Here is a 26,983-nt window from a genome sequence, read left to right as displayed (position 1 = left end):
GCATGGGGGAAATGGCTGTCAACCAGCTGACACATGCAAACCTGAGCAACCTTAAATGCCAAGCAGATTCCTTTGCCAGTTAAGCAACATCTCCTCAGCTCCCTCGTGTTTGCCGGCCAAGGCTTCGAGTACGGCGCGGGGTGCAATCAATGAGCTGTCGATATCGAGCTCCGCTGCAACCCGGTTTCTTTTTGCAATCAGTTCATCAAGCCGGGCATCAAATTCCTTTTCCTTACGGCGACGTTTACCACGGATGCGTTGCGGCATGTCCTCTGGCGCCACCTTCCTGGCTTTAGCAACGGCTTGTTGGAAATTTCTAACACGACTGGTCCTGAAATGGCGTGGAAGCACAGGCTTCCTGCCTTCTTGAAGACTTGCCACCCATTCTAACAATTGCTTGTTCCCGGTTACCATAAACGGGGGGCGATCCCATTGTTCGGCTTCGTAATCACGCCAATACCAGAGAGCCCTGAGGTAATTCAAACCTAACGGATCAAGTTTACCGCTGCCTTTGATACGCCAGCGATCCTCCTTCTCTTGTTTTTTCTCCATGGACTTGGCGCGGGCCGCTTCGCAGCTCTCGGTAAACCAATCATATCTCCCAGCCTCCTTCAATTTGGAAACGATCATATCCGCCATGGGCAGCAGGTAGATGACATCATTGAGGGCATACTCCTCCATCACAGGTGTAAGCGGGCGCTTGGCCCAGTCTGCCTTCTGTGATGTTTTTTCAAGCTGCACATCCATGTAATGAGTCACCAGGTCACCATAACCAAATTTACGAACCCCCAGCAACCGCGCTCCGATCTGGGTATCAAAAACCGTGGGCGGAATCACACCCAGATTGGTTTTCAGCATGTGCATATCGTAATCGGCTCCATGCATCCAACAGGTGGCATTCTCCAGGTAGTTGCGCAATGGACTCAGGTCCTCGATCGCGAGCGGATCGATCAAGACATGGCTATCGCCGTCACTGAACTGCACCAGGCACAAGCTCTCACTGTAGCGGTGCAGGCTGTCTGCCTCGGTATCAATTGCACAGAGCGGTTTCCGCCCATTTAAATAATTTCCAAGTTCCGTTGTGTCGCAGATCATCGCTGGGGAAGCATGATCACGATCAAGCCTGGAAACAAAGCCAATTATTACAAAATAAAAGGACTCCAAGCATCTTGGAGTCCATTGTAAAGTGCTGCGAAGCCTTGAAGGTCAGTTCAATTCGACGGCAACGCGGAAGTAGCAACCTGGAGCGACACCAGGGACGATGGGGGCGACACTTGTCACCTCGAGCGTTGTAGCATCGTTGATGTTCTCGACCCAATTGGCATTACCGCCGGTTGGGATGCGGGTCCAATTCACCATGTCCTCGGAGTGCTCGATGTAGTAGGTCAGCCCAGTGCCCACATTGGGACGCTTGGTAAGTGAAACATTACACCTGCCGTCTCCCAATGGGGTCACTTCAAACACACCCGGCGTAGCACCGATGTTAGCAGGTGTCACATCCGGAGTTGAAGCGACATCAGAGGGGTCACTCCCCATGGCAAATTCAATGAGATTACTGAAACCATCACCGTCGGGATCAGCATTGGGCGACCTATCCTCACCTGGATCGAACCGGGACAAGGCAAGCGCAAAGCCCGCATAGGTATCAACCAACTGAAGCTGCACCTGTAATGACCGGGTAGCCAAATAACCTGCCGGGTAGGGTGACTGGTTAAAATCACCCCTCTCAATTCTAATTTCAGCAAAGACCGTCGTTGGCACACTCAAGTCAACCGGTGTCAGGATGGAGGGAGGGATTCTGTAGACACCACTGTATTTATTAGCTGCAAGGTAAATAGTTGGGAACGGGAAACCTACACCTTGAATGAGGACCGGGTCCAAAACTTCGGTTCCAGTGACACGGTTGGCGAGGGGTCTCTGGGTATTAAAGAAGCTGATACCCACTCGATCCGTGGGCAGAATGGTTGTGGCTGTGATTCCTTCCCAGGTCAAATCGACCGCCACCCTCGGGTCGATTTCGATCATTCCATTGGCATTGAATGCATTGGTAAATCGGAAACCCTGTGGTAACGCCGCCTGATCCCGTCCGGGGTAGATTTCAGGTATCGACGTAATATTCACCCCTCTGTAGTGTCGCGACGCAGGGTGTCCGTTATAGACTGGCAGCTCCAGGGTATAGGAGCCGGGTACGACCATCCTGTCCATTTGTTTACGCCCTGCGCTAGTGGCATCAAATACCCGCGAGGCCCTGTAACCGGCCAAGGTGTATTCCTGCAATGACTGGAGGTTGTCATAATCCCACTGCACCGAGAAACTATAATCGGTGAATCCCACCAGCGGACGAGGCAGTTCCGATACAGGCGCACTGATCAGCCTCACCCGGTCCTTCTGATAAGGGGCCAATTCCGTGGTATTAAAAACGCTGATCAGCGAGAGCACCTGAAAAGCATCTGTAATCCCGTCGCCATCAAGGTCACCTTCAAGCACCAAAGCATCCGGCGGAATCAACGGGTCCGGGTTGGTTACATAATACCCATCGTTGATCTCGAAAAACAACTGCCCACCAACGAAACTTGTATCCTTCGCCCCGGTTTGTAGACAATATTTGTCTTCAATCATGTGGACAGCGATCCCGGCTTGCGCGGAGAACAACGATAAAGCGTATACAATTATAAGTTTTTTAATCATCGTGGTAGGTGTGTGACTACTGGTATTTAAGCTATGGCTCTGCGCTTTCAAGAAGAAAAGCCCGTATTGCGTCTTTTTTAGGCTATTGTTTGGCCCCAAAAAAGGCGCCCCAGCCAACCGGTTTTCCATGGAATCGCCATATAACCCCGGTTTGGCCACGCTATTTGCGTCCAATCGTCAAGCCTGACAGCAGCAACTCTGCGTTGGTGGTCGTCCTGGAAAGGTTTTTAAGCAAGGTCTCGATGGCTTCACCGATCGGCAGCGAGGCCAGCTGTCGCCGGATTTCGAGTACCTTGGCCATTTCATCGGGGTGATAGAGACGGTCATCATTACGCGTTCCGCTCTGTGGTATATGAATGGCCGGGTAAATCCGCTGTTCGGCAAGCTCCCGATCCAGCCTGACCTCCATGTTGCCAGTGCCTTTGAACTCTTCGAAAATCACATCGTCCATCTTGCTTTCGGTCTCGACAAGGGCTGTAGCGAGAATGGTCAGACTGCCACCTTCCTCGCAGTTTCTGGCGGCACCAAAGAATTTACGACTCTGCTGCAAGGCCACGGGACTGAGGCCACCGGAGCCGATCGGACCACTACGCTGGGCGTTATTATGGCCCCGGGCAAGCCGGGTCAGGCTATCCAGGAGAAGCACCACATCCTTACCAAGCTCGACCAGGCGTTTGGCACGCTCCATCACCAGATCGGACACCTGGGCATGACGCTTGGCCGCTTCATCGAAGGTAGAGCTGAAGACTTCAGCGTCCACCGTTTCCTCAAAATCGGTTACTTCCTCAGGCCGCTCATCGAGCAGGAGGATAATCAGCTCCACCTCGGGGTGGTTGAGCTGGATCGACTTGGCGATCTGCTTGAGCATGATGGTTTTGCCACCGCGTGGGGGAGCGACGATCAGGCCGCGCTGTCCTTTACCGAGCGGCGCCACCAGATCTAACACACGCGGAGACATTCCCGTTTCCTTGTTTTCAAGGATAATTCGCTGGTCGGGGAACATGGCTGTCAAGTGATCAAACCCTTTCGGTTTCTGATAGGTATCGACGGGCATCCCCTCCACCTCTAACACCTCACTGGCGGAAATATACTTGTCCCTCCCCTTGGGGGCACGGAGGGTGACCTTGATTTTCTGGCCAACGACGAGACCGTGATCGCGGATGAGATGGCCGCTTACATAGAGGTCATCGGGAGAGGTTTTAAAGCTCTTGGCCGGATCGCGCAGCATGGCGTAGTTATCCTTGGCTTGCTCCAGGACCCCCTCCCCCTCGACAATGACGCCTTCCTTGGCGTAGAAACTGACCAGATCAAAAATAAGCTGGCTTTTGGATGCCTTGGCGGGAATCTTCACCGGCAAAGCTTCCAGCATCGTATAGATCTCAGAGAGTGGTTTTTCGCGGTATTCATTGATGCAGATAGCTTCCGGCAATTCTGGCAAGGGGGGCAGAACCGGCTTAGGGCGGGGTTCCGGCTCCGCATTCTTTGCCTCGCCGGATACAATTTCTTGAGCTGGTTCCACTTCATCACCGGCTTCCCCAGCCTGCCCGGGTCGAGGAGGATCGATTTCAGGACCATCGGTCACTTCAGCAACACCGGATGTGCCAGTTGCTGGGGTGGCGTCTTTGGATGCAACATCCTTTGCAACGACCTTTACCTCATCAGGTATGACAGGCTCGGTGGCGGGCTGGTTGGTGGCGGTTTCTTCGTTCATAGGGAAATGGATATACGGGTTTGAAAAATAGAAAGGGAAATGGAAAGGGAGAGTGTTGTGAGCATGGAAAAACGCATGGTTACCCATGCCGTCAATCTTCGCTGCGCGTCGGGTTTTTTGATGATACGCAGTGGATCGATTGCAGGAAACGGCGACACTGGCAGTTCAGTATTTCCTCTGGACCTTCATTCCAGAACACCACATCAGCCAAGGTGAGCTTGGCCTCGATGGGCATCTGTGATGCTAGCACAGCTTCCACGGTGTCGTCGTCCCATGCGTTGCGTTTTTTGAGTCGGTCAATTTGGGTTTCCCTACTGGTGGCTACCAGTAAATTGGCCGACTGGCCAAAATCGAATCCGCTCTCAAACAGGAGAGGGATATCCGCAACAAAGAGGCGCGACAACGCATTTCTAGCTGTTTCCTCCAATAATGCAAGACATTCCTTTCTGACCCTGGGGTGAAAAACATCCTCTAGAAATTTTTTATCACCGGGATGGGAAAACGCGGCCCAGCGCAAAAAGGTTTTATCGATCTCACCGTCGGCATTTTTAGGTAATGGCCCGAAATGCCGCTCCAGCTGCTCCATGACCTCGGGAACTGAGTATAGCGCCCTGACAGAGGCATCCGCATCAAACACCACCGTATCAGGATACAGGTTGCTGATGATCCGGCAACAAGTTGACTTTCCGGTGGCAATACCACCTGTCAAGCCAATGATGGTGAGTCTGGATTCCATAAGCCGAAAGCAGCATCCGATACTTCAGGATGATTCACAAGCCGGAACCCTGTCAAAAAACGGGGCGGGCGTGACTGTGGAGATTAAAGAAAAACCCCGACCGCTCGAAAGCCGTCGGGGTTTGATGGATTGTTTGGAAACCTACTCCGGAAGAGGTGGCAGCACACCACCACCCGTTGGAACCGGTGATGTTGGAACTGTACCACCGGCACCGGCTGCGGGGCTGGTTGGCTGGTTGATCCGGGCACCGGCCGCATCGATGATTTCAGCCGTCACAAAGATGATCAGGTTGCTCTTGATGTGGTTTTCTGCCTTGGTCTGGAACAGACGTCCGATCAGTGGCAGGTCACCAAGAATGGGCACCTTGTCCTGCACATTCTGCACATCTTCACGCATCATACCACCAACAGCCACGGTGTAGCCATCATAGATGGTCAACGCGGTTGTCACGCGGCGCACCGAGAACACTGGCATTTCAATCCGGTTTTCCGTAATGGTGATCTGGATCGGGTTACCAAGCGCATCGGATGCGGGGCTCTGAATCGGTGAGCCGTAGTTGATGAATCCTTCGAACTCAACAAGCTCAGGAGCAAAGCGGAGGTCGATGGTGTAGTTGTTTTCACCAATAACGGGCTCGATCTCGAGGGTGACACCTGTGTTACGGGTTTCGAACGCCGTAGGAGTAGCAGGGGTTACCGGGAAGATGGAAGCACCCTGGCCACCGCCGATACCTGCACCACCCTGACCGGAGCCAACGCTGTTGGGCAGTTCCGGTGGTTCGTATTCGGTTGGGTAGATAAACTCGCGGATAACCTCAATCGTTGCCTTCTCGCCACTTCGTGCGAGAACGCTGGGAGCGGTCATCACATCAGTGCCCTTTTTCTGGGCCAGGCCGCGCATGATCATCTGCACCTGACCGTCTGTAAACAGACCGGTAAGTGAGAGGATACCAGGGGCCACGCTACCGGACTGGGCTGTGCGGGTCGGGTTATTGAGGATGGCATCAATGCTGTTGCGCGTTGTTGCGTAGTCACCACTGCGAAGACCTGCGGTCGAGGTGTTCGAGACAGTCTCGGTAGAACCAGCGGGCACACCGGGAACCTGGGTGAAGGCCACCGGGCTAATATAGTCGGAACCATAGCGTGGCGAACCATTACCCACGGTACCTCCACCTATGTATGAACTATTTCCATTGAGACCGAATGGTGAGATAATCCAGTCGAATCCCAGTTCATCGGTATTCTCCTGGGAGACCTCGATGAATTTGGTCATGATACGGACCTGACGGGGACCTCCCTTACGGAGAGCTTCGATGATTTGCTCGATGATGTCGAGATTGCCCAGGGTGTTATGCACGACCAGGGTGCTGGTAGCTGCAATGTAGTTGGCGAATGCCTTGTCTGGGAAACTGACACCGTTGTTGAGCAGCAGTTCCTTGGCAGAGAGACGCTTTTTGAGCGTGTCAGCACCGCCGCCGCCACCGCCGCCACCGAAAGGATCATCATCATCAGCTGCCTTGCTGCCACCACCTTCAGTCAGCTTGGCGATGAAGTCAGGCGGAACCACAAAGGTGCGGGTGTAGAGGTCGTTCACTTCCAGTGCCTCGAGAGGCAACAGAATCACAGAGTGCTCGTCGAGCTTGTAGCGAAGGCGGGTCTTGTCGCAGATATACTGCAACACTGTGCCCAGAGGCACATTGCGAAGCTTGAGTTCGTCGATACGCAGGCCTTCGATGTTACCGCCACCAACAGCGGCATCAGCATCAAGCGCGGCACCGGCATCACCGGCAGGGGCACCGGACACACCAGGCTTGCGGATGATGAAGTTCAGACCCTTGCGGTTTTCATCGGGCTCGGGGTCGATTTCACGCGCACGGAGACGAAGGAAGTCAAGAGCTTCCTGGACCGTGGTGTTGTCGAAATCCACCAACGGGATGATGATGTTGTTCAACTTCTGTTGCAGGTACTGGACACCGGTGGCTGCGGTAGCCGTGGTTTCGCCGCCTCCGAAAACAGGAAGCTCAGGTGGCACCGCCATTTCCCAGGCCTTGTCCACTTCCTTGAGAAGTTCGGCGCGGGTATGGTCGTAGGCAGCGCGGTAGTAATCTGACTTGGTCGCAGCTACTTTCTCGAGCCAGCGACGGGCTGCCTTGTTATACTTGTCAATCTGAAGGACCTTCTTGAACTCAAGGTCGGCTTCATCGTATTTACCGAGGTTGTAATATCCCTCACCCATGTAGAGGTGCTTACGGACACGGTCAACATTCTGGGTGTGCTCGTAGGTCAGCGCCGGGTTGGTGCGGATGGGATCGTCAAGATACTCGAGCTGTTTCTTGGCAGCGAAATTGGCAGGGTCCTGGAGCAGGACACCTTCCAAGAGCGTGCGGGCTTCAGCATATCGACCGTTGCGGCGATACTGCTGGGCAAGTGAAACGGAAGCATCACCGAGGTGACCTGTGTAGGAGTGACGGCGGTCAGCGAGCGACGGGCCGGGAGGCAGTAGGCTCAACGCGGTCTGGTATTGCTTAACGGCTTCTTCGAAGTCGTTTTTAGCAAAAGCAGCGCGTCCGGCTACGAGGGCCTTGTCGGCCTCGACGACGAGTGCGGCACGTCGAGCAATCTCTTTCTGAGCGATGCTTGATGTTCCGCCCCCAACGTATCCACCGGCGTGGGCGACATTAACGGCGACAGGCATAGCAGCAGCGACAGCCATGAGGACGGCGGCCTTTTTGCTTATCGGACGACTGACAAAACTGTCAGCAGATCGACCTGCGTCTTGTTTGTGTAGGTGCGTAGGTGTGGTTTCCATAATAGATGTGTGTAATTTCTGGCGATTTGAGAGGGGTTTGTGAAGCGTTTTTTCTGATTATTTTCAATAGGATGCGGAATATTTACATAGTGTATTCATAACAGGCCATGGAACAAAGCGCGAAAGCAGGCTTGTTATTTGAACGGCATGACGTGGAGTTTTTTGGTGCCGTCCTTGGCGGTGTATTCCACCTCCACCTTTTTGGCATCAAGATCGACACTCTTGAGAAGGTATGGTTTCTCGGCGGCCTTGGGGTCGAAGGGCAGGGAAAACGGCGTGTTTTCCTCGACTTCAAACGGGTTGCCTCCCTGGCCAAGAGCCTGGAGAGCCAGCTTGACGGTACTGTCCATGATACCGACCTTGCGATCCTCATGTCCTTTCAGCGCTCCCCGTCTGTCGAACAGATACGTGTCACCTTGCTTGTTAGGTTTAAGATCCTCGATTTCCCACCACTTGACCTTTTGCTTGAATCCATTTTTATCAACCTCCGTCTCGACAACTTTGTTGAATTTAAAGCGGTTCTTCATCAAATCCTTCTCAAACACGATATTGTCTCCAGCTTGTATGGGTTTTGCCAGATTCGGCATTTTGTTTAAATCCCCTTCAAATTTGTTCTGCAGTTTGAACTTGAAGTTCCCAGCACCGTAGTCCTGCGGTTTAACATGAACCTGAGTCGCGCTCACACTCACAACATTCAGCTTAACGACCGGTTCAGGAAAATTTTTGAATTCATTCGGATCCGTCCCTGCCACAAACTCCTCGCGGTTCGTGAACCCGTCTTTATCGGGGTCTCGTTCTGGCGAGTCACTGTAGCCGGGGTCGATGCCATTTTTCAGCCACCAGGTGTTATCGATGCCCGGGTGCACAGGATCGCTCTTCAGCAGATCGACGGGATTCTTGGGGTCATCTTTCTTGGAGAACAATGAAACCCCGGTAAAGAGATCGACTTTACGGCCGTCGACGTCGGCTTGGTGCACCTCGTGGACAGCACCCAGCGAACCCTTGACGGCAATCATGCCTTTCAGGCCGGGGACGCCGGTACTCTTGTTGGGCTTGGGGGCGTCCTTCGTAAACGCCTCGGCAAGATCACCCTTGTTTTTGTAAACAACGGCACCGAGGGCAAGGGTCACAATAACCGCGCCGCCAAGGGCTGCTTTTTCGAAATTATCTGATATCCAGGACATGTTGTTAGTGAAGTGATTGAAAATGAGTGAGTGTGTGCAAAACCGTATTGATCGATCTGTTAGCCTTCGTTAGAGGTTGATGCCGGAGGCTCGGCCTTGGGGGCACCATCCCCTTTGATGAGGAGGATGTCCAGACTGATATAGACGTTGAGCTTTTCGCTACCAAGGACCTGCTTGAGGATGCGTTCACCATTGGCTGCCGGCTTGGGGACCGGGACCGGCTCGGGTGCCTTTTCCTCGCCCTCCGTACCGGCGTCCTCGCCGTCATCCGGCAGGGCAATACCACCAAAGGGATCGTCCGGAGTCGCCAGACCACCACCACCTCCACTGCCTCCACCCGCTGGGAAATTGGCATCCTTGATGGTAGGAGGATTCTGTTTCTCGTTGCGGATGCGGATTGCACGGATGGCGTAGTAATACTGCTTGGAGTTGGCCATTTCCTTGAGGAAATCACGTAATGATGCCTCGCTGGTTGTGAATGCCAGCTCAATGGGCATCAGCACAAAGGGTTGGTTGTCGACGGGGGCCTGGGCTTGGTTCCTGTTCCTGCCGCCACGTCCTCCACGAGCCGGCTGGGGCGGTGCTACAACGCCCTTTTCAACATCGAGGTCTTCGCGGCGGATAGTGAGCAACGCCTGGGGTTTGGTTTCGGCGAGTTTGCCAAGCAGCCACTGCATCGCCCCGAGCTGGAAGTTCAACCGGGCGGTTGCCGAGGCACTGGCTTGTCTCTTGTCGTATTTCTCGAAACCAAAACCGCACTTTTCGGGCAGTTCCGTCTCAGCCGCACCGAAGGCGGCCCGGAGTTCGGCCTGCATTTTCACCTGCGCATCGCTGAACTGCTGGGGGCTAAGGTCGGCGAGTTTACCGGGTTGGTAGCCGACGAGGATTTTACGCACATCGGCGATCACCCCCTCGTATTCCTTGATTCCGTCTTGGCGGGCCTTGAGGTTCTGTGCATCGGGGTAGGGTTTGGCCTTGACCAGCTGGGAATGCTGGTTTTTCAAATCCTCGAAATTGAGCATCTCGTCATCGTAGGCATTTCCCTGGGAGTTCCCGAAGTAGAGGATGGCTCCACCGAGAACGGCAGTGACTCCGGCGAGTCCGGCGACAAATTTATTTTCCTGAATCCAACTCATGGTCGTATCTTAGTAAGTAGCGTGATTAGTCTCGAAAGTGATGGTGTCTGGCGTCTGTTGTTCCAGCTCTGATTAACGGGCGGGCGAGCCATTGGATGGCGCCGGGACGGCTTGCTTCAACGGGAGGATAAGCTCGAATGGAGCCGCGTATGAGCCCTCTTCGAGAGCCTTGGGCAACGAGATGATCGTTTTTTCCGTCGGCAGCACCGCAAAGAACTTGGAGCCGTCACGCAGGCGGTCGATCAGCTTGGTGACCTCGCGGTAACCATTGTCGCCCCGCCAGAACCCCTTGATCTTGATGGCATTGACCATCGGCTCCTTGGGCGCGGGGCCCGGGCGCTTGCCTTTTCCAACCGGGGCAGGAGCGGGGCGGGCAATCTTGGCCAGCGCGGAGTTGCCATATTCGACGCCACTGAAGTCACTGGTGATCACAGACTGGGCAGTGCCAACACTTCCCTCGGTCACCTCACTGGATTTAAAGCCAACCACCGGGTCGAAATCGACAAGCCAGACAACATCGCTGGCAAAGTGGAGAGCCAGGTCATCCCAGACATCCACCCAGAGTACGCGGGCACTCTGGGCATTGACCAGCTGGGACGACAGCGCGTCAAGCTGTGCTTCCTGGATGGCGAGCGCCTTGAGTGGTCGGTCGTATTTACTGCGCTCCTCGACTTCTTGCTGGAGATCCTTCACCTGCTTTTCCGCCTCACCCTTGCGGGACATGTTCGACCAGGCCCAGAGTGCCAGACCGGCCAGGAGGACCCCGGAAGCCGCCATCAGCCATGGCTTGCGTCGCTCGACATCACGCTCGCGGGAGACAACGTCGGGCACGAGATCAATCTCCAAGGGAGCCTTGCCGACACCTCGCAACCCCAGACCCACCAGCTCACCGAGCAGGTGGGCTTCGGCGGCGATTTTATCGACATCGACCCCTTTTCCTACGGAAACGCGTTTCAGCGGGTTAAAAAACTCGATCGGCAACCGCAGCTTCTCTTGGAAGAAATCGGCAATGTGCGGAAGGTTGGCTCCACCACCGGCAAGGAGGACCTGCTTGGGTGCCTTGCCACCGTGCTGGCTGCGGAAATAATTGGTGGTCCGGGCAATCTCGGCGGGCAGTTTGCCGAGTGCATTGCGGATCACCGTCGCCAGCGCAGCGGTGGCTTCATCGAGCTGGGAGGTGTGCGCGGTGTTGAGCGCCACCATGCCATTGCTGCACTTCTGGGATTCGGCCTCGGAGAAATTAACGCCGTATTCCTTGGCGATGGCGGTTGTGATGGATGCGCCACCCACGGCCACGCTGCGGGTGAACATGCGGCTGCCTTCGAGGTAGATCAGGTTGCAGGTCTTGGCCCCGATATCGATGAGCAAGGTTGTTTCCTCAAGTTCAGGGTAGTTATACTTCAGGGCATTATAAAGAGCCATCGGCGATGCGTCCACCTCGGCGGTGCCGAGACCCGCCTCAAGAACGACATCGTTCATGTCGTTGAGAGCGTCCCCCTTGATCGCCACCAGGGCGACTTCTTTCTCGCCGGTGCCGCTTTCAAGGAGCTGCCAGTCCCAGATGACCTCATCGATCGGGAACGGCACATGCTGCTGGGCCTCGAAGGTGACCAGCTGCTCGATGTTGTCGTCCTCGATCGGAGGCAGCTTGATAAAACGGGTGAACACAGACTGCCCTGAAATCGCGTAGCGCACCTTCGTGGCCTTGCCTATTTTCAATTTGTCTGCCAACTCGGAGATAGCCACCCTGATCTGGGGAAGGCGTGCCATTTCCGCGGCGGGATCCGCGAGTATGGAGGTCGAGTCGTATTTCTTGAGGATGAGTCCTCCACTTTTCGAGGGTTCAAACACCCCCATGGAGATGCGCTGAGATCCTATATTCAGCGCAACGGTAGCCTGTGCATCTGCCATGATAATTGTTGAGAAAAAATTAATTGATTGATTGAGCGGGCGGGTGGTTTCAGACGGGTTTAACGGGATAGAGATGTTAAACAAGCCCTATCTTTAGTCGCGTTCTTCGATTTCAGCATAGCGATCCCACCAGAGAAACTTGAAGGGTGTTTCGTTTTTGTTGCGGAGGGGGATTTTGTTGTAGCGGGACATGCTGTCCCACCACTTGCCTTTGCTTTTTGATTCCGTGGAGAAAAACCCGGAGCCTTTGTAGGCTTCGGACCCGTTGACCCGGATCTCGCCGCCAACCCCCTCGACCACACTCTTGCCTGCATTGTCACTGCCACTGATACGCTTGACCGCCGAGGGAGACAGGTAAACGGATACAAAAATATCCTCACCGACGGGAACGTTGACGTAATTCACTTCTTTTTCAAGCACACGGGCCTTGGTGCTGCCTCCTTCGGTCACCTTGGCGGCGACATACCACTTGACGGTGACCCGGTCGACGAACTTGTCCTCCCTGTTGCTAGAGATGACTTTGAACTTCACTTCCACTTCTAACCAATCCTTGGGTTTGAAGTTTTTCTTACCGGTATTGCCACCAACCTCCGGTGAGGGAAGATCGTCAAACTTGGGTTTATCCAGGTCAATCTTGTAGGTTTGGGCGGATGCCAATTGAGTCAGTGAAAAAACCGTCACAATAAGGGCGCTGAAAAGACGTGTAGGGAATGTGTTTTTCATAAGATTATCGAGCTTTCATTTACGCTATGAAATCCAAACGTGGTTTGACCAGCAGAAAGGATGAAAGATGGTGCTTTTTTTTACGTGTATCCATTGTGACTTCATTGGATTTCCCCACAAGTCTTGATAATGTAAAAGCCAACGACAAGGATCACACACATCGCGCTTGTGAATTCCCTGCGACTATGGTTTGTAAAGCGCCGACATGGCAAAGCCTCAACAAACAGCGATCCAACCTACCCGTGCAGACGACTTCCCCGAGTGGTATCAACAAGTCGTCCGCGCTGCCGACCTGGCGGAAAACTCCGAGACCCGCGGTTGCATGGTCATCAAACCGTGGGGTTACGGTATCTGGGAACTCATCCAGCAACAGCTCGATACGCGCTTCAAAGCGACCGGGCACGAAAACGCCTACTTCCCGCTGTTGATTCCCCTTGCCTACCTGGAAAAGGAAGCCGAGCACGCCGAGGGCTTTGCCACCGAGTGCGCCGTGGTCACCCATCACCGGCTGGAAGCGACCAAGGGAGAGGATGGCAAAACAAAAATGGTACCCACCGGCAAGCTCGCCGAGCCCTACGTGATCCGGCCAACGTCCGAGACGATCATCGGCGCCGCCTTCTCACGTTGGGTGGAATCCTATCGTGACCTGCCACTGCTGATCAACCAGTGGGCCAATGTGATGCGTTGGGAAATGCGCCCCCGTCTCTTCCTCCGCACCGCAGAGTTCCTCTGGCAGGAAGGACACACCGCGCACGAGACCAAGGAGGAGGCGATCGAGGAAACCCGCACCATCCACCGGCTCTACGAGGAGTTCCTTCGCGACCACCTCGCCATCCCCGTGGTTCCCGGTGAGAAGACCGAAGCCGAACGCTTCCCCGGTGCCGACATGACTCTAACCGTTGAGGCCATGGTGCAGGATAAAAAGGCCATCCAGGCCGGTACTTCACACTACCTGGGAACCAATTTCTCCCAGGCCCAGGACATCAGTTTCACGGGACGTGATGGCAGCCAGCAACTTGCCCACACCACCTCATGGGGAGTCTCCACCCGCCTCATCGGCACCCTGATCATGGCGCATGCCGACGATGATGGCCTGGTGCTGCCGCCACGTGTCGCACCCGCGCAGATCGTCATCGTGCCGGTCACCCCGAAAGAGGAAAGCCGCGAGGCAATCGTCGATGCCTGCAACGCCCTCGCCGAGATCCTTCGCCGCGAATGCTCCTACGCAGGCCAGCCGTTGCGCGTCCGCGTCGATACCCGCGACCTCGGTGGCGGTATTAAAAAATGGGAGTGGGTCAAAAAAGGAACACCCGTCCGTATTGAAATCGGCCCCCGCGATCTCGAGTCCGGCAAGGTCTGCCTGCAACGCCGCGACCAGGGTCCCATGGAAAAACATTTCATGCCCAAGGAGGACTTCATCCGTAATGCCTCCGGAATCCTGCATGAGATCCACACCACCCTGCTCACCCGCGCCACCGAGCTGCGCGACAGCAATATCATCCGTTGTGAAGACGCCGAAAGCTTCGACCAACACTGGACCCAGGAGTCACCAGGCTGGCTCATCACCCCTTGGGCCGGTAGCCGGGCACAAGAGGAGGAACTCTCCAAAAAACACAAAATCACCATCCGCTGCCTGCCCATCGACCAGCAGGACGGAGATCCCGCACCCTGTTTCCTCACGGCCCAGCCCACCTCCGCGCGCGCCATCTGGGGTCGCAGTTATTAATAAACCCCAAATACCAAACCCCAAATACCCAATCTAAAATTGCGTTAAATATCCGGTATCGACATTTCTTGCTTGGTATTTGGTATTTGGTATTTGAAACTTCACCGACATGGGCATCTTCAATAAACCAAAACTCAGGGGCAAGGTCGATAAGCGCGATAACATGCCTGACGATCTCTGGACCAAGTGCAGCGATTGCGATGAAATGATTCACGCGCTCGACCTGAAGCAGAACCTCAATGTCTGCCCCAAGTGTGACCACCATTTTTTGATCGGCTCTCGTGAGCGGATCGAAATGGTCGCCGACCCAGGCAGCTTCCAGGAAATCGACGCCGGACTCTTTTCAAAGAATCCTCTCGGCTTTGACAAGTATGAAGACAAGGTCGCCATGCTCCGGGAAAAAACCAAACTCAACGATGCCGTGGTCACCGGCTCTCTAACAATCGAAGGAAAACCAGCCATGATCGCGGTCATGGACTTCAGGTTTTTTGCCGGCTCGATGGGTTCGGTTGTCGGTGAGAAAATCACCCGCGCCGTGGAGCAGGCCACCCGCGAACGGCGTGGTGTCATCATCGTGTCCGCCTCCTCCGGCGCCCGCATGCAGGAAGGAATGCTGTCACTCATGCAGATGGCCAAGACCTGTGCCGCGCTGGCACGCCACTCCGAAGCCGGGCTACCCTACATTTCCCTGATGACCCACCCGACCACGGGGGGGGTCACCGCTTCCTTTGCCACCATCGGCGATATCAACCTCGCCGAGCCCAAGTGTATGATCGGCTTCGCCGGCCCCCGCGTGGTCAAGGAAACCACCCACCAGGACCTTCCTCCTGGCTTCCAGACCGCTGAGTTCATGGTCGAACACGGACTGGTCGATGGCATCGTCCCTCGTCGCAAGTTGCGGGCCAAACTCTCCCAGCTGTTAGGATACATGCTTTCGTAGAGTATTCAGTTTCCAGTATTCAGTATTCAGTCACTGGATGCTTATCCATCTTGTGCATAATGACCTATTCTGAGGCGATCGATTGGCTCTACTCCACCCAGCAGTTCGGGATTAAACTGGGGCTGGTCCAGCCACGCCGGCTACTTCGTGAGACGCTCTCGTTTCCCAAGCCGGGAACAAAAGTGATCCACGTAGCCGGGACCAACGGCAAGGGCTCGACCTGCGCCATGATCGACGCCCTGGCCCGAGCCAGCGGCACGAAGTGCGGGTTATTCACCTCCCCCCACCTGATCGATTACCGCGAGCGTGTCCGTGTCAATGGCATCGAGATCAGTGAGCAAACGACGGCCCGCTACCTCACGGAACTCCGCCAACATGTCTCCGGTTGGGAGCACCACCCCACTTTTTTTGAACTCACCCTCGCCGTGGGCATGCGGTATTTCAGGGAGCAAAACTGTGACCTCATCGTGCTGGAAACGGGTATGGGCGGGCGGCTCGATGCCACCACCGCAGTGCCTGCCGACCTCGCTGTGATCACACCGATTGCGATGGATCACTCACAGTGGCTGGGAAACACACTGGCCGAAGTCGCCGGTGAAAAAGCGGGTATCATCGTGGCCGGCAAACCCGTGATCAGCAGTCGACAGGAAGCCGCGGCCCACCGCACAATCGAGCAATACGCCAACGAACTGATCTCCCCCATCGAGTTTATCACCAACCCTCTAACAGGATACGGCATCAACCTCCCTGGTCCGCATCAACGCGACAACGCAGCGCTGGCTGTCGCCGCCGCCCACCAGATCGGTCTGCCGCTGAACTCAGACATCGTCCGCAGCGCCCTGAGCAAGGTCAGCTGGCCGGGGCGGTTTGAAAAGCTCCAAATACCAAGCTCCAAATACCAAATCATTCTCGATGCTGCGCATAACCCGCACGCGGCTGATGCGCTGGCAGCTACTTGGAAAGAACAATACCCCGATCAAAAGGCCACGATCATTTTTGGTGCCGTGGAGGGTAAAAACACCGACCAGACTCTCGCCATCCTTGCCCCCATCGCCGGGCACATCCACCTTACCCCGATCAACTCACCCCGCTCCCTGAGCATCGACGAACTGGCGGCAGCCCTCCCTGAAAGCACGCCTCACACCCTGCACCGGAATTTGGATTCGGCCCTGTCAACCATCGCCACCTCCCCCACCCTCATCTGCGGCTCTATTTTTCTGATAGGACAGGCCAAGGCCATCCTTTCAAACACCGCCACCCGCTCCAGCAGCCAGTAACAAATTCTGTCCATTCTGTAAATTCTGTCAAAAAATATGCAATTCCAATCACTACTCCGCCGCAACGAGATCGGCTCCAATTCCTATCTGGTCGAACTCGGCGGCGAGCGCATCATCCTCGATTCCGGTATGCACCCGAAAGAGGAGGGGCTCGATTCCCTTCCCGCCCACCACGAGCTCCAGCCTAACAGCATCGACTCCATTTTCGTCACCCACTCCCACCTCGACCACTCAGGCTCGCTCCCCGTGCTGATGCGCGACCACCCGGATGCCGAGGTTTTCATGACCCCGGCCACCGCCAAACTGGTCGATGCCCTGCTACACAACTCCGTCAATGTGATGGAGAGCAAACGCATCGAACTCGGCATCACCGATTACCCGTTTTACGGGCACCGCGAGCTGGACCGTTACGAAAAACGCTGGCGCACCTTCGGCTACGAGCGACCTTTCCAGATCGGCGAAAAAGTGCGTGCCACCTTCCACGACGCCGGCCACATCCTCGGCTCCGCAGGTGTTATGTTAGAAACCATGGACCAACGTGTTTTCTATACGGGGGATGTCCAGTTTGAAAACCAGACCTTGATCCCTGGTGCCAACCTCCCGGAGGATGACATCGATGTGCTGATCATCGAAACCACCCGCGGCGCTTCACCACGTGATGCAGGCTATGACCGCACGGAGGAAGAAAACCGCTTTGCCGAATCCATCAACCAATGCCTCCAAGGTGGCGGCTCTGTCCTGATCCCGGTTTTTGCCATGGGTAAAACCCAGGAGGTGATGACGATGATCCACCGCTTCAAAGGCGAGGGTCGCATTCCCGATGCCCCTGTTTACATCGGCGGTCTGAGTACCAAGATGACCCTCATCTTTGATGACTTTGCCGACTCCACACCGCGCAACCAGCCCGGCTTCCGTATTCTTGAGGATATGGAGGTCAAAACCGGAGGCCGCCGCCGCAAGCGTGTGCCCATCACCTATCAACCCGGCGCCATCTACGCGCTTTCCAGCGGCATGATGACGGAAAAAACCGTTTCTAACAATTTCGCCAGAGGGTTTATCAACAACCCGAGAAACGCGCTGCTCTTTGTCGGCTACGCCGACCCCGACTCCCCCGCCGGCCACATCCGTGCAGGTGACCTGGGCGACTTGATCGACCTCGATTCCGAACAGCCACCCGTGCAGTTCAACTGCCCGATGCATATTTTTGACTTCTCCGGCCACGCCACCCGTGATGACCTGCTGGCCTACATCCTGCGGGTGAAACCGAAGAAAACCCTGCTGGTCCACGGCGACATCGCCGCCACCGATTGGTTTGCCGAGCAACTCAAGGAGAAGCTCCCGGAGTCTGAAGTCATCATCCCGAAACCGGGGATGAAATATGAGTTATAGGGTCACAGCCCCCTATTCATGGAGGCATATTACTCACCACGGGATGTTGATTATTTAATATCCTTGAATTTTAAATTTAGTTTAATAGACTTGTTTTGATCCCATCATCAGCAAGCTTCCATGAAACAGAACACACTCATCGCGCTCGCAGCTGTTTTTTCCTATACGGCCGTCCCCATTTCAGCTCAAACCGTCCCCACCTCCGAACCATGGTCTGACTCCATTTTCCCGGAGGATTTCTTTCTCGACACCAATCTGGAATACTCCAAACACGTCCTGTCGCTGCAACGCGGGGTAACCGATCGTGCCGCCTATCAGCTGAATGCCTTTGCCAACGGGGAGTTGCAAACAGGCAAGCTCTACCTATCCGGCCATCTGTCGTTTTCGCACTACAACGAGCGCACGGACACGGCAGGCAAGTTTCCTATCTTAGGCCGCTTTCCCGATCAGCATACGACGGGAAAATCCGCCGATGAGAGTATTATCGACAACATCAACCTTTCACTCACCTACGCGGCTAACGACTGGGTCTCCATCTACCTCGGCGGCATCTATACCGAGTTGGAATTCCCCCATCAGGACGACAAACAACTCCGTGAAGCGTCGATCACCATCGGCAACCTGAAGAAGACCCCCTTCTATCTATCCGTCGGTCGCAAGACGGTCAATTTCGGTAACATGCAGGCGTATAACCCGACCACGCACACCGTCACCAACCACTACTATCGTACCGATACCGACGACCTGGCCGCTGAATTCGGCTATCTCACCAAGGACTGGCATCTGACCTTCACGGCGATCGACGGAAATCGCCAGCTACGCGTCGCCGATTCCACCAGCGACGGCTCCTTTGGGAACTTCGCCCTCAGCGCGCAGCGCAACTTCAATGTCTGCGACTGGGATATCTCCGTAGGCGCCGGTTACCTGAACAGCACCATCTATGACAGCGATGCCGCCAATCATCCCGGCGTCTCGCCTGACCCGCTCACCATGCGCGACCGCAACGGCGCCTACGATTTCTGGGTGGAAGCCAAGAAAGACCGCTGGTCGTTTATGGCCGAATACACCCAGACGGAGCGCGCCTGGCCCGCCACCGGCCGGTCCGTGCAGGCTCTTACGCTGCAAGCTGCCTATGACACCGAACTGTGGAGCAAGCCGACCCGTTTTTCCGTCGCCTACGGTCGTGGCCAACAAGGTTACGAAGATGATGCTTTCCACGAGCTCGAACAACTCGCCGCCGGTATGGAGCTGTGGGTCACACCGAACTTCTCCATCAGCGCCGAGTATGTCTACAACCGCGCCTTTGTACCACTGATCATGATCTCCCGGGTTTCCGACCCCGGCGTGGACACCCACACCTTCATCATCAGCGGCAAGGTGTTTTTCTAACCCCCACCCCACTCACAGGAACCGGAGCCACGGAAAAGTGGGTGAATGTCTGCCTTGTCTCTGTGGCAGAAAATATTTCATCTTCCCCGGCTTCCTTGCCGTTGGCCAGGACAAACACGGTTTTACAATGAATGGTTAGAAGAAATTTCTTACCGCTGACCTTGGACGTAGCCTCAAATTCATAAGGCGCGATCCGGGCACCACCGAGTTCGGTGAAATGTCGGCCCAGACGCACTCCCACCCCGATGTTAGACACTTCAAACGTGTCGAGGATGAGTTTTTTCAGAGCAGGTTGTTGATCGAGCAGAGGTTTGACATCATCCGCAAAAGAAACCGATCCACCCGCCCAACATGGCTGGGTGGATGCCAAGCAAAAGAGCGTGGAGACGAGAGCGAGATATTTTTTCATGGTACCATTATATCTCTCCTGTCAAGGTATCCACGTCACGGTAACTGCCGCCGCGGGCTGCCCCATGATGCCGACAGCTGATTGTATTATTTGGAGTCATTACGAAACACACGCAAGTGCCTGCTCGAGGCCGGCGATAATGTCCTCGATGTTCTCGATCCTCACACTGAGTCGAATCAGGCCCGGCGTGATACCACCGCCAGGCTGCTGTTCTTCGGTAAGCTGACTGTGGGTGGTTGTGGCGGGATGAATCGCGAGACTCTTGGCGTCACCGACGTTGACCAGGGGCATGCAAAGCTCCGTTAACGTCAGCACCCGCGCCGCTGTAAACGGAGACAACGTGAACTTGTCAACCCAGCTCTAACGCATCGCGTCAAAACGCTCACGCATCAGGTCACGGTCCGAGGTATCACCCACCCGGGCACGTTCATCGTCGATCCAAGCACGTTCAAGGTCGTTTTTGGTGGGTCTCTTGCACTCAAGATAGACGCCAAATTTTCCGGGAAAATCCGTCTCAGTTTCTTCCGCCAGGGTCATGGCCTCAGCCGTCGATTCCATATTGCGGGACTGCTCGTCCACCAGCTCAAACCGGCCACCCTTACGCGGATTACCGGCGTCAAAAGCACCGGGGTAGAACATGGAGCATTCAGAGAGTGTTTCTACCACAGCAAAACCAGGGTGCAGGATCGCACGCTCGAACATTTCGTCCATGTGCTTGATCTGGGTGGTATGGGTGCGGGCAATAAAGGTAGCACCACTGGCCACGAGCTGAGCCATGGGATTGATTGGACGGTCGATCGCACCACGTGGGTCGGTCTTCGATTTGCGACCGATAGGAGTCGTCGGGCTGGTCTGGTTTTTCGTCAAACCATACACCTGGTTATCCATCACCACATACGATAGATTGACATTTTTTCGCGCCGCGTGCGTCAGGTGGTTGCCGCCAATCGAGTAGCCGTCGCCATCGCCACCAAACACAAACACATGCAGGTCCGGTCGGGATAGCGAAATACCCGTCGCCAGCGGAAGCGCGCGACCATGGATAAAGTGGATACCGTGCGAATTGACGAAATATGGAAAGCGGGACGAACATCCGATACCGGAAACACAAACGATTTTCTCGTGGGGGATTTCCAGCTTTTGAACGATATTAAAAAACGAGGCAAGCACGGAGAAATCGCCACAACCTGGACACCAGGTCGGCTTGTCGGCCTTGAGCTGCTTCTTGGTAAGTTTTTCGGCGGGTGCGGGAGAGGACATGATAATGGAGAATTAAAAGTGGATAATGGAAAATGGGAAGTTCGTTAGACGGCGAGGATTTTTTCAGCTTCATCAACAAGCTCAACGACACGGAAACCGAGCCCCTCGGTTTTGTTGAACGATTGGATACGTGGGTCACACAACTTCGCTCGTAGCAGCGTCGCCAACTGACCATATCCGTAAACCCCCGAGTCATTCATCTCAGGCACCAACACATGACGGTAACGACCAAAAATGTCACCGAGCCCGGCACGGAGCGGATGGAGGTTGTGAATATGCATGCAGCCAATCTTGTATCCTTTATCGCGAAGCGCCTGGGTAGCCTCCTTGACCGGACCGTAGGTCGATCCCCAGCCGACAAAGAGCAGGTCACCCTCGTAGTCGCCGTGGAAAGACGGGGCCGGCAGCGAATGCGAAAGCTTGATGAGTTTCTCGCGGCGCTTCGCAGTCATCGCGGCGTGATTTTTGGGGTTTCCAGATGGATGACCCCACTCGTCGTGTTCAAGCCCGGTCACCACCGGATACTTACCTTCGGTAGACGGAGATCCCGGAGGCGAGTGACGGGTCATTTTTTCCAGGGGATACGGTTTGAACTCAGGCCCTTTTTCTGACTGGTCCAGCTCGTAATCCACCCACCATTTATCAAGATCAGGCTCGGTAAATGCTTCGATACGAGTCGCTATCGCCTGGTCCGAAAGGATGATGACCGGTGTCGAATACTCCTTGGCAATCTGGCAAGCCCGCACCGCGGTGTAAAAACAATCCTTCACACTCCTGGGCGCAAGCACCACACGTGGCGCATCACCATGGGAGCCGTAGATTGCCTGCATCAGGTCGGACTGTTCGACGGATGTGGGCAGGCCGGTTGACGGTCCGCCGCGCTGCACGTTGACAACCACCAGGGGAATTTCAGCCATGGATGCATAGCCGAGGGCCTCGGACTTAAGGGCCAGCCCCGGACCGGATGATCCTGTCACTGCCAGATGACCGGCATAGGACATCCCGATCGCCATACACACTGCGGCGAGCTCATCCTCACACTGGATAAACGAGCCGCCATACTTAGGAAACTCGGAGCGGAGAAGTTCCATGATACTGGTCCAAGGAGTGATCGGATAGGCGGCACCATAGCGGCAACCTCCTGCAATCAGCCCCAAGGCGAGCATCGTGTTTCCATCCGCTGAAATACGCTTCTTGCCCTTGCTTTCACCGGGGGCCATCGGCATGTGCTGGATGCTCTGGATCGGCCATGCGTAACCGGTGTCAAAGGCGATCATCGCATTGCGCAGCACCCCCTCCGATTTTCCGCCAAACTTCTTCGCGATGATGGCACTCATCTTTTCACGATCAAGTTCGTAAATGGCACAAAGCATCCCTAACACAAAAATATTCTTCCCCCGGTTTTTGGCCGAGCCACCGAGCGCTTCAATCGTCGCTGAGGTGAATGGCACACCGATATGAGTAATCCCACGCTCATCCAGCACTTTCTCCACCTGGTCGCTATCGTAGATGCAGATTCCACCGGTTCTCAGCGAGTCGAGATGGTTGTCATAGGAATCCTGATAGAAGGCAACCAGCATATCCGCCTGGTCGCCTGGATGAAGCACTTCCCCGGAGCCAAGGTGGACTTGGAAAATGGAAGCCCCACCTGAAATAGTCGCCGGAATGGTCATATATGTCATGACCTCACTAGCGGTCGAACCAGCGAGTTGGGCCAGGAAGGCACCTACGGACTGGATACCATCTTGAGAGTACCCAGCGAGACGAATGACAGCATTTTTAAGCGTGTCCGGCGTAGCAGAAGCGGTTGAATTAGCCATGAAGATTATTAGGATCGGCATCGCAATAGCAGGAACAGCGGATTTCGGAAGTAAAAAGAGAATTAGAGGAAAAATGTTTCCTTCATAAAAAACCCTCCCTCCTGACGTTCACCGGGCTTGACGCACCAGGCTGCATCGCTATGCTGCGCGCCCCTGGAAGCAGAATCCCGGGTTCATGACATGGCACTGATTGTTCAAAAATACGGAGGCACCTCCGTCGGCAGCCTCGACCGCATCCGCAACGTCGCGGCGCGCATCAAGCGTGTTCGCGATCAAGGCAACCAGGTTGTCGCGGTGGTATCCGCCATGGGCGGGGTCACCGACAAACTCATCGGCATGGCCACCGAGCTCAATGCCAACCCTCCCGAACGGGAACTCGATGTCCTCCTCTCCAGCGGTGAGCAGCAATCCATCGCCCTGCTCGCCATTGCCCTGCACGACATGGACGTCGACGCAGTCTCCGCCACTGGCCGCCAGGCCGGTATCCGCACCGTTGGCAGCCACACGCGGGGACGGATCGACGCCATCGACCCCACTGTCGTCCAAGGCTATCTTGCCGAGGGCAAAGTGGTCATCGTCGCAGGATTCCAAGGCATCACCCACGATGGCTTGATCCACACCCTGGGTCGTGGTGGCTCAGACCTCAGTGCCATCGCCGTGGCGGCCTCACTCAAAGCCGACGTCTGCCAGATCCTAACGGATGTCGATGGCGTCTACACCTGCGATCCGCGCATCGTCGCCAATGCCCGCAAACTCCCGGAAATCTCCTACGACGAAATGCTGGAAATGGCCTCATCAGGAACCAAGGTCATGCAATCACGCTCTGTCGAATTCGCCAAAAAATACGGTGTTGTTTTCGAGGTCTGTTCCAGCCTCAACGACAACCCAGGAACCCTAGTCACCGAAGAACATCCCGCCATGGAAGCAGTAGTCATCCGAGGAGTCTCCATCGAGCGCTCCCAAGCCCGCGTCACCATCACCGACATCCCGGATACCCCCGGCAACTCAGGAAAAATCCTCGGTTGCCTCGCCGATGCCGAGATTAACATTGATATGATCGTCTCCAACATCGCCAGCGATGGTATGGCACGTCACTCGTTCACCATGCACACCAACGACCTTGGTCGTGCCCAGGCCGCGCTTAAACCCGTCCTCGGCCAGCTGTCTGAGAATGCCACCATCGAAACCGAGGCCGCGCTCGCCAAACTGAGCACGGTAGGCATCGGTATGCGCTCGCACTCCGGGGTGGCCGCCAAGATGTTCCAGGCTCTCGGTGCGGCCGGTATCAACATCGGTATGATTTCCACCTCCGAGATCAAGATTTCCATCACCGTGGATGAAACTGAAATCGAGGATGCCGCCCGCGTAGTACACGAGGCATTCAATCTGGATAAAAAACCCGAGGCGTAGGCTCTTCAACTACCCCTCATGGAAACCAATCCATACAAAACACCCGTAGCCCAGCTTGAGCCGACACTGGCTACCGGGGTCTCCGGGACTTACGGTCCGTTCCGTGATAACGGGCCTCTGAAATCCATTCTCCTCATCCTGTTAGTGCTCGACAGCATGTTTGTCCTCTTCACTTCAGGTGTGCTCAACTATCTGGATATGGAGCAATACCAGAGTGACGAATACTGGCTCACCGATGAGCCCTCGCGCCTTGACGCCATCATCGACATGGCGAACAGCGCCCACGGCATTCTCATCATCGTCACCGTCGTCGTGTTTGCCATGTGGATCAACCGGTCCTGCAAAAATGCATGGCTCCTTGACCCTCCACGCATGAGAATCACCCCCGGCTGGTCGGTCGGATATTATTTCATCCCCATTCTCAATCTCTGGAAGCCCTACCTGGCCATGAAGGAGATTCGTAGCGCCAGTTACGGGCGTGACCATGCCCTACGCCGGACCCTGCCTCTCTGGTGGACTTTCTGGATCATTTCCAGCATGCTCGGCCAAATCATCTTCCGGATGTATCTCAACAGCGATTCCGACGAAAGTTACCTCATGGCCTGCAAGCTCTCATTTGTCTCTGTCCCGGTGGATGTGATCCTGAACTACATTGCCATGATCCTCGTCACCGGGATCACCACTGCCCAAAAACGCAGACTAGCCCAGTGGCATGCCTAAATAGTCAAATCCACGGCTTTACATTACCACCGGATTCGCCAAATCTAGGCGATGCGATTTATTGGAGTCATCTGGGGTATTATCGGTATTTCATTCACGTTGGGAAAGTCCCTCTATAAAATGGAACCCATTGTGGCTGATGCGTTCCAAATCACATTTACCCCGATTCATTGGATTACCCTCATCGGCTACGGCTTTTTCATGGTTTACTATGAAGGCTACAAAGGGTTTCAGAAAAAATATTCACCGCGGGTCGCCGCACGGGTCAGGTATTTGCGTGACCATCCCAATACGCTACGCAGCCTGTTAGCTCCCGTCTTCTGCATCGGCTACTTTCACGCCAACCGGAAAACACTGATCAAGTCCTATGCGATCTCCGCCGCTATCATTCTGCTTGTTTTCTCCATGAAATACTGCCCGCAGCCATGGCGCGGCATTGTTGACCTCGGTGTCATGCTCGGCCTGAGCTGGGGGCTGGTCGCCTTTTGGATCTTTACCTATCAGGCACTGACACAAAAGGAATTCGCCCACTCGCCGCAGACGCCTGACTGTTAACCATCAGATCCGCAAACACTGCTTCTTCTCATTGATCACCGGCAACTCTGCCCGGGTCACAAAGGTGGTCTGGCGGTGGATGGAAATCAACATCCCCACGGCAAAAAGGGTAAACAGCATGTTGGTGCCACCATAACTGATAAAGGGGAGCGGCAATCCCGTGTTCGGCAGCACGGCGGTGCAAACGCCGATGTTCATCATCGCGGGAACCACGATGATGCTGGTCAGTCCGACAGCTAACAACCTGCCGAAGATATCCCGCGCGTGCAGGGCAATCGCAATACCATAAACGACGATCAAGACAAAACAGAACACACTCCCGAGGGTAAACCAAAGCCCGAGTTCCTCACCGATGGCGGGGAAAATAAAGTCGGTATGCGCCTCCGGCAGGTACCCGTGTTTCTCGACGCCATTTCCAAGCCCGGTGCCATCCACACCGCCGTTTGCAAATGCATAGAGGCCGTGGAGCTGCTGGTATCCGTCGCCTAACCGGTATTCCTCTGACTCGAGGTCAAACAAGGCCATCACGCGCCCCATCCGTTCCGGGTTCTTCCAAACCACAAAGGCCATACCTACCAACGCCGTGCCGGCGGCGGTCCCCAGATACGGTAGTCTGGCACCCGCCACGTACATCACAACCACCCCGGACAAACCCAATGCCATGGCTGTGCCCATGTCTTTTTCAAAGAAGATCAGCACCACGGGCACCCCTAACAGTGCCGATGGCCAGACAAAGCCCTTGAGAAACGTCCGGCCTTCCGTCTGGAAATGCGCATACCATGCCGCGAGTCCCATGATTACGAAGATCTTGGCTAACTCCGACGGCTGGAACTGCGGCAAACCCGGCACCTTGATCCACCGCGACTCACCCTTGATGCTTTGCCCGATTCCCGGGAGGTAACACAGACAGAGCAGCACGCATGAGCCAACTAACAGAGGCACCCAGTAGGGCCGGATTTTTTTATAATCGAAAGAGGAAATGAATACCGCCCCGATGAGGCCAAGAGCTATGAACGTGGCCTGTTTTTTGACCAGGGCATAGCCATCCACCTCGTCATCCCAGACGCTGGTACTCGTAAGCATCACAAGGCCCAGCGTCACCAAGGCGGTGACAGCCAGGCAAATGAATACGGCGTTCTTACGTCCCATGGTCAGTGGCTGTTGTGTAAAGTGAGCGGGCGGTTATCGTTA

At 55.2% G+C, this 26,983-nt stretch carries 22 protein-coding genes; 8 read left to right on the top strand and 14 right to left on the bottom strand.

What is annotated here, in order from left to right; all coding sequences use genetic code 11:
• Positions 1 to 51 precede the first annotated feature (51 nt).
• The 9 genes from H7A51_03905 to H7A51_03865 all read right to left on the bottom strand — a co-directional run bounded on the left by H7A51_03905 (position 52) and on the right by H7A51_03865 (position 12,897).
• Entirely contained in the window at positions 52 to 1,095 is a 1,044-nt protein-coding gene (locus H7A51_03905; GenBank protein MCP5535362.1) for an HRDC domain-containing protein, read from the bottom strand.
• A 111-nt stretch (positions 1,096 to 1,206) separates the two neighbouring features.
• Positions 1,207 to 2,817: a hypothetical protein gene (locus tag H7A51_03900; protein MCP5535361.1), complete on the bottom strand. Its 1,611-nt coding sequence runs from the start codon at positions 2,815 to 2,817 to the stop codon at positions 1,207 to 1,209.
• Between the two features lie 31 nt (positions 2,818 to 2,848).
• Positions 2,849 to 4,399, bottom strand: coding sequence for a transcription termination factor Rho (gene rho, locus H7A51_03895; protein ID MCP5535360.1), 1,551 nt, complete (start codon positions 4,397 to 4,399; stop codon positions 2,849 to 2,851).
• Between the two features lie 91 nt (positions 4,400 to 4,490).
• Entirely contained in the window at positions 4,491 to 5,135 is a 645-nt protein-coding gene (gene coaE, locus H7A51_03890) for a dephospho-CoA kinase (protein ID MCP5535359.1), read from the bottom strand.
• A gap of 141 nt (positions 5,136 to 5,276) precedes the next feature.
• Positions 5,277 to 7,943, bottom strand: coding sequence for a type II and III secretion system protein (locus tag H7A51_03885; protein MCP5535358.1), 2,667 nt, complete (start codon positions 7,941 to 7,943; stop codon positions 5,277 to 5,279).
• 134 nt (positions 7,944 to 8,077) lie between these two features.
• Positions 8,078 to 9,127, bottom strand: coding sequence for a hypothetical protein (locus H7A51_03880; protein ID MCP5535357.1), 1,050 nt, complete (start codon positions 9,125 to 9,127; stop codon positions 8,078 to 8,080).
• A 59-nt stretch (positions 9,128 to 9,186) separates the two neighbouring features.
• Positions 9,187 to 10,263, bottom strand: a complete 1,077-nt coding sequence (locus tag H7A51_03875) for a hypothetical protein (GenBank protein MCP5535356.1) — start codon at positions 10,261 to 10,263, stop codon at positions 9,187 to 9,189.
• Between the two features lie 72 nt (positions 10,264 to 10,335).
• Positions 10,336 to 12,174 (bottom strand): type IV pilus assembly protein PilM, encoded by a 1,839-nt coding sequence (gene pilM / locus H7A51_03870; protein MCP5535355.1) that lies wholly within the window; start codon positions 12,172 to 12,174, stop codon positions 10,336 to 10,338.
• A gap of 93 nt (positions 12,175 to 12,267) precedes the next feature.
• Complete coding sequence (locus H7A51_03865) at positions 12,268 to 12,897, bottom strand: hypothetical protein (GenBank protein MCP5535354.1); 630 nt, start codon at positions 12,895 to 12,897, stop codon at positions 12,268 to 12,270.
• 205 nt (positions 12,898 to 13,102) lie between these two features.
• Between H7A51_03865 and H7A51_03860 the strand changes: the two genes are divergently transcribed.
• From H7A51_03860 to H7A51_03840, 5 genes are all read left to right on the top strand, one after another.
• Positions 13,103 to 14,623 carry a proline--tRNA ligase gene (locus tag H7A51_03860; GenBank protein MCP5535353.1) on the top strand — a complete coding sequence of 507 codons (1,521 nt, stop codon included), beginning with the start codon at positions 13,103 to 13,105 and terminating at the stop codon, positions 14,621 to 14,623.
• A 109-nt stretch (positions 14,624 to 14,732) separates the two neighbouring features.
• On the top strand, positions 14,733 to 15,563 hold the full coding sequence (locus tag H7A51_03855) for an acetyl-CoA carboxylase carboxyltransferase subunit beta (GenBank protein MCP5535352.1): 831 nt from the start codon (positions 14,733 to 14,735) through the stop codon (positions 15,561 to 15,563).
• Positions 15,564 to 15,622: 59 nt separating this feature from the next.
• The gene (locus H7A51_03850) at positions 15,623 to 16,840 is read left to right on the top strand and encodes a bifunctional folylpolyglutamate synthase/dihydrofolate synthase (GenBank protein ID MCP5535351.1); all 1,218 of its coding nucleotides are present in this window, start codon (positions 15,623 to 15,625) and stop codon (positions 16,838 to 16,840) included.
• A gap of 36 nt (positions 16,841 to 16,876) precedes the next feature.
• Complete coding sequence (locus H7A51_03845; GenBank protein ID MCP5535350.1) at positions 16,877 to 18,229, top strand: MBL fold metallo-hydrolase; 1,353 nt, start codon at positions 16,877 to 16,879, stop codon at positions 18,227 to 18,229.
• 120 nt (positions 18,230 to 18,349) lie between these two features.
• Positions 18,350 to 19,618 carry an LbtU family siderophore porin gene (locus H7A51_03840; protein MCP5535349.1) on the top strand — a complete coding sequence of 423 codons (1,269 nt, stop codon included), beginning with the start codon at positions 18,350 to 18,352 and terminating at the stop codon, positions 19,616 to 19,618.
• Here H7A51_03840 and H7A51_03835 read toward each other — a convergent pair.
• From H7A51_03835 to H7A51_03820, 4 genes are all read right to left on the bottom strand, one after another.
• Positions 19,596 to 20,027, bottom strand: a complete 432-nt coding sequence (locus H7A51_03835; GenBank protein MCP5535348.1) for a hypothetical protein — start codon at positions 20,025 to 20,027, stop codon at positions 19,596 to 19,598. The two genes, H7A51_03840 and H7A51_03835, sit on opposite strands and share 23 nt — an antisense overlap.
• A 99-nt stretch (positions 20,028 to 20,126) precedes the next feature.
• Positions 20,127 to 20,318: an O-acetylhomoserine aminocarboxypropyltransferase/cysteine synthase gene (locus H7A51_03830; protein MCP5535347.1), complete on the bottom strand. Its 192-nt coding sequence runs from the start codon at positions 20,316 to 20,318 to the stop codon at positions 20,127 to 20,129.
• Between the two features lie 69 nt (positions 20,319 to 20,387).
• On the bottom strand, positions 20,388 to 21,287 hold the full coding sequence (locus H7A51_03825; GenBank protein MCP5535346.1) for a pyruvate ferredoxin oxidoreductase: 900 nt from the start codon (positions 21,285 to 21,287) through the stop codon (positions 20,388 to 20,390).
• Between the two features lie 44 nt (positions 21,288 to 21,331).
• The gene (locus H7A51_03820; protein MCP5535345.1) at positions 21,332 to 23,107 is read right to left on the bottom strand and encodes a 2-oxoacid:acceptor oxidoreductase subunit alpha; all 1,776 of its coding nucleotides are present in this window, start codon (positions 23,105 to 23,107) and stop codon (positions 21,332 to 21,334) included.
• A gap of 180 nt (positions 23,108 to 23,287) precedes the next feature.
• Here H7A51_03820 and H7A51_03815 point away from each other — a divergent pair, with 180 nt between their 5' ends.
• From H7A51_03815 to H7A51_03805, 3 genes are all read left to right on the top strand, one after another.
• Positions 23,288 to 24,517 (top strand): aspartate kinase, encoded by a 1,230-nt coding sequence (locus tag H7A51_03815; GenBank protein ID MCP5535344.1) that lies wholly within the window; start codon positions 23,288 to 23,290, stop codon positions 24,515 to 24,517.
• A gap of 18 nt (positions 24,518 to 24,535) precedes the next feature.
• On the top strand, positions 24,536 to 25,237 hold the full coding sequence (locus H7A51_03810) for a DUF4328 domain-containing protein (GenBank protein ID MCP5535343.1): 702 nt from the start codon (positions 24,536 to 24,538) through the stop codon (positions 25,235 to 25,237).
• A 201-nt stretch (positions 25,238 to 25,438) separates the two neighbouring features.
• Complete coding sequence (locus tag H7A51_03805) at positions 25,439 to 25,792, top strand: hypothetical protein (protein ID MCP5535342.1); 354 nt, start codon at positions 25,439 to 25,441, stop codon at positions 25,790 to 25,792.
• Between the two features lie 3 nt (positions 25,793 to 25,795).
• Here H7A51_03805 and H7A51_03800 read toward each other — a convergent pair whose 3' ends face one another.
• Entirely contained in the window at positions 25,796 to 26,941 is a 1,146-nt protein-coding gene (locus tag H7A51_03800) for a cell division protein FtsW (GenBank protein MCP5535341.1), read from the bottom strand.
• Positions 26,942 to 26,983 lie beyond the last annotated feature (42 nt).

The sequence above is a fragment of the Akkermansiaceae bacterium genome (assembly GCA_024233115.1).
In the GTDB taxonomy this organism is placed as follows: domain Bacteria; phylum Verrucomicrobiota; class Verrucomicrobiia; order Verrucomicrobiales; family Akkermansiaceae; genus Oceaniferula.
This window is presented reverse-complemented; position numbering and strand designations above follow the sequence as displayed.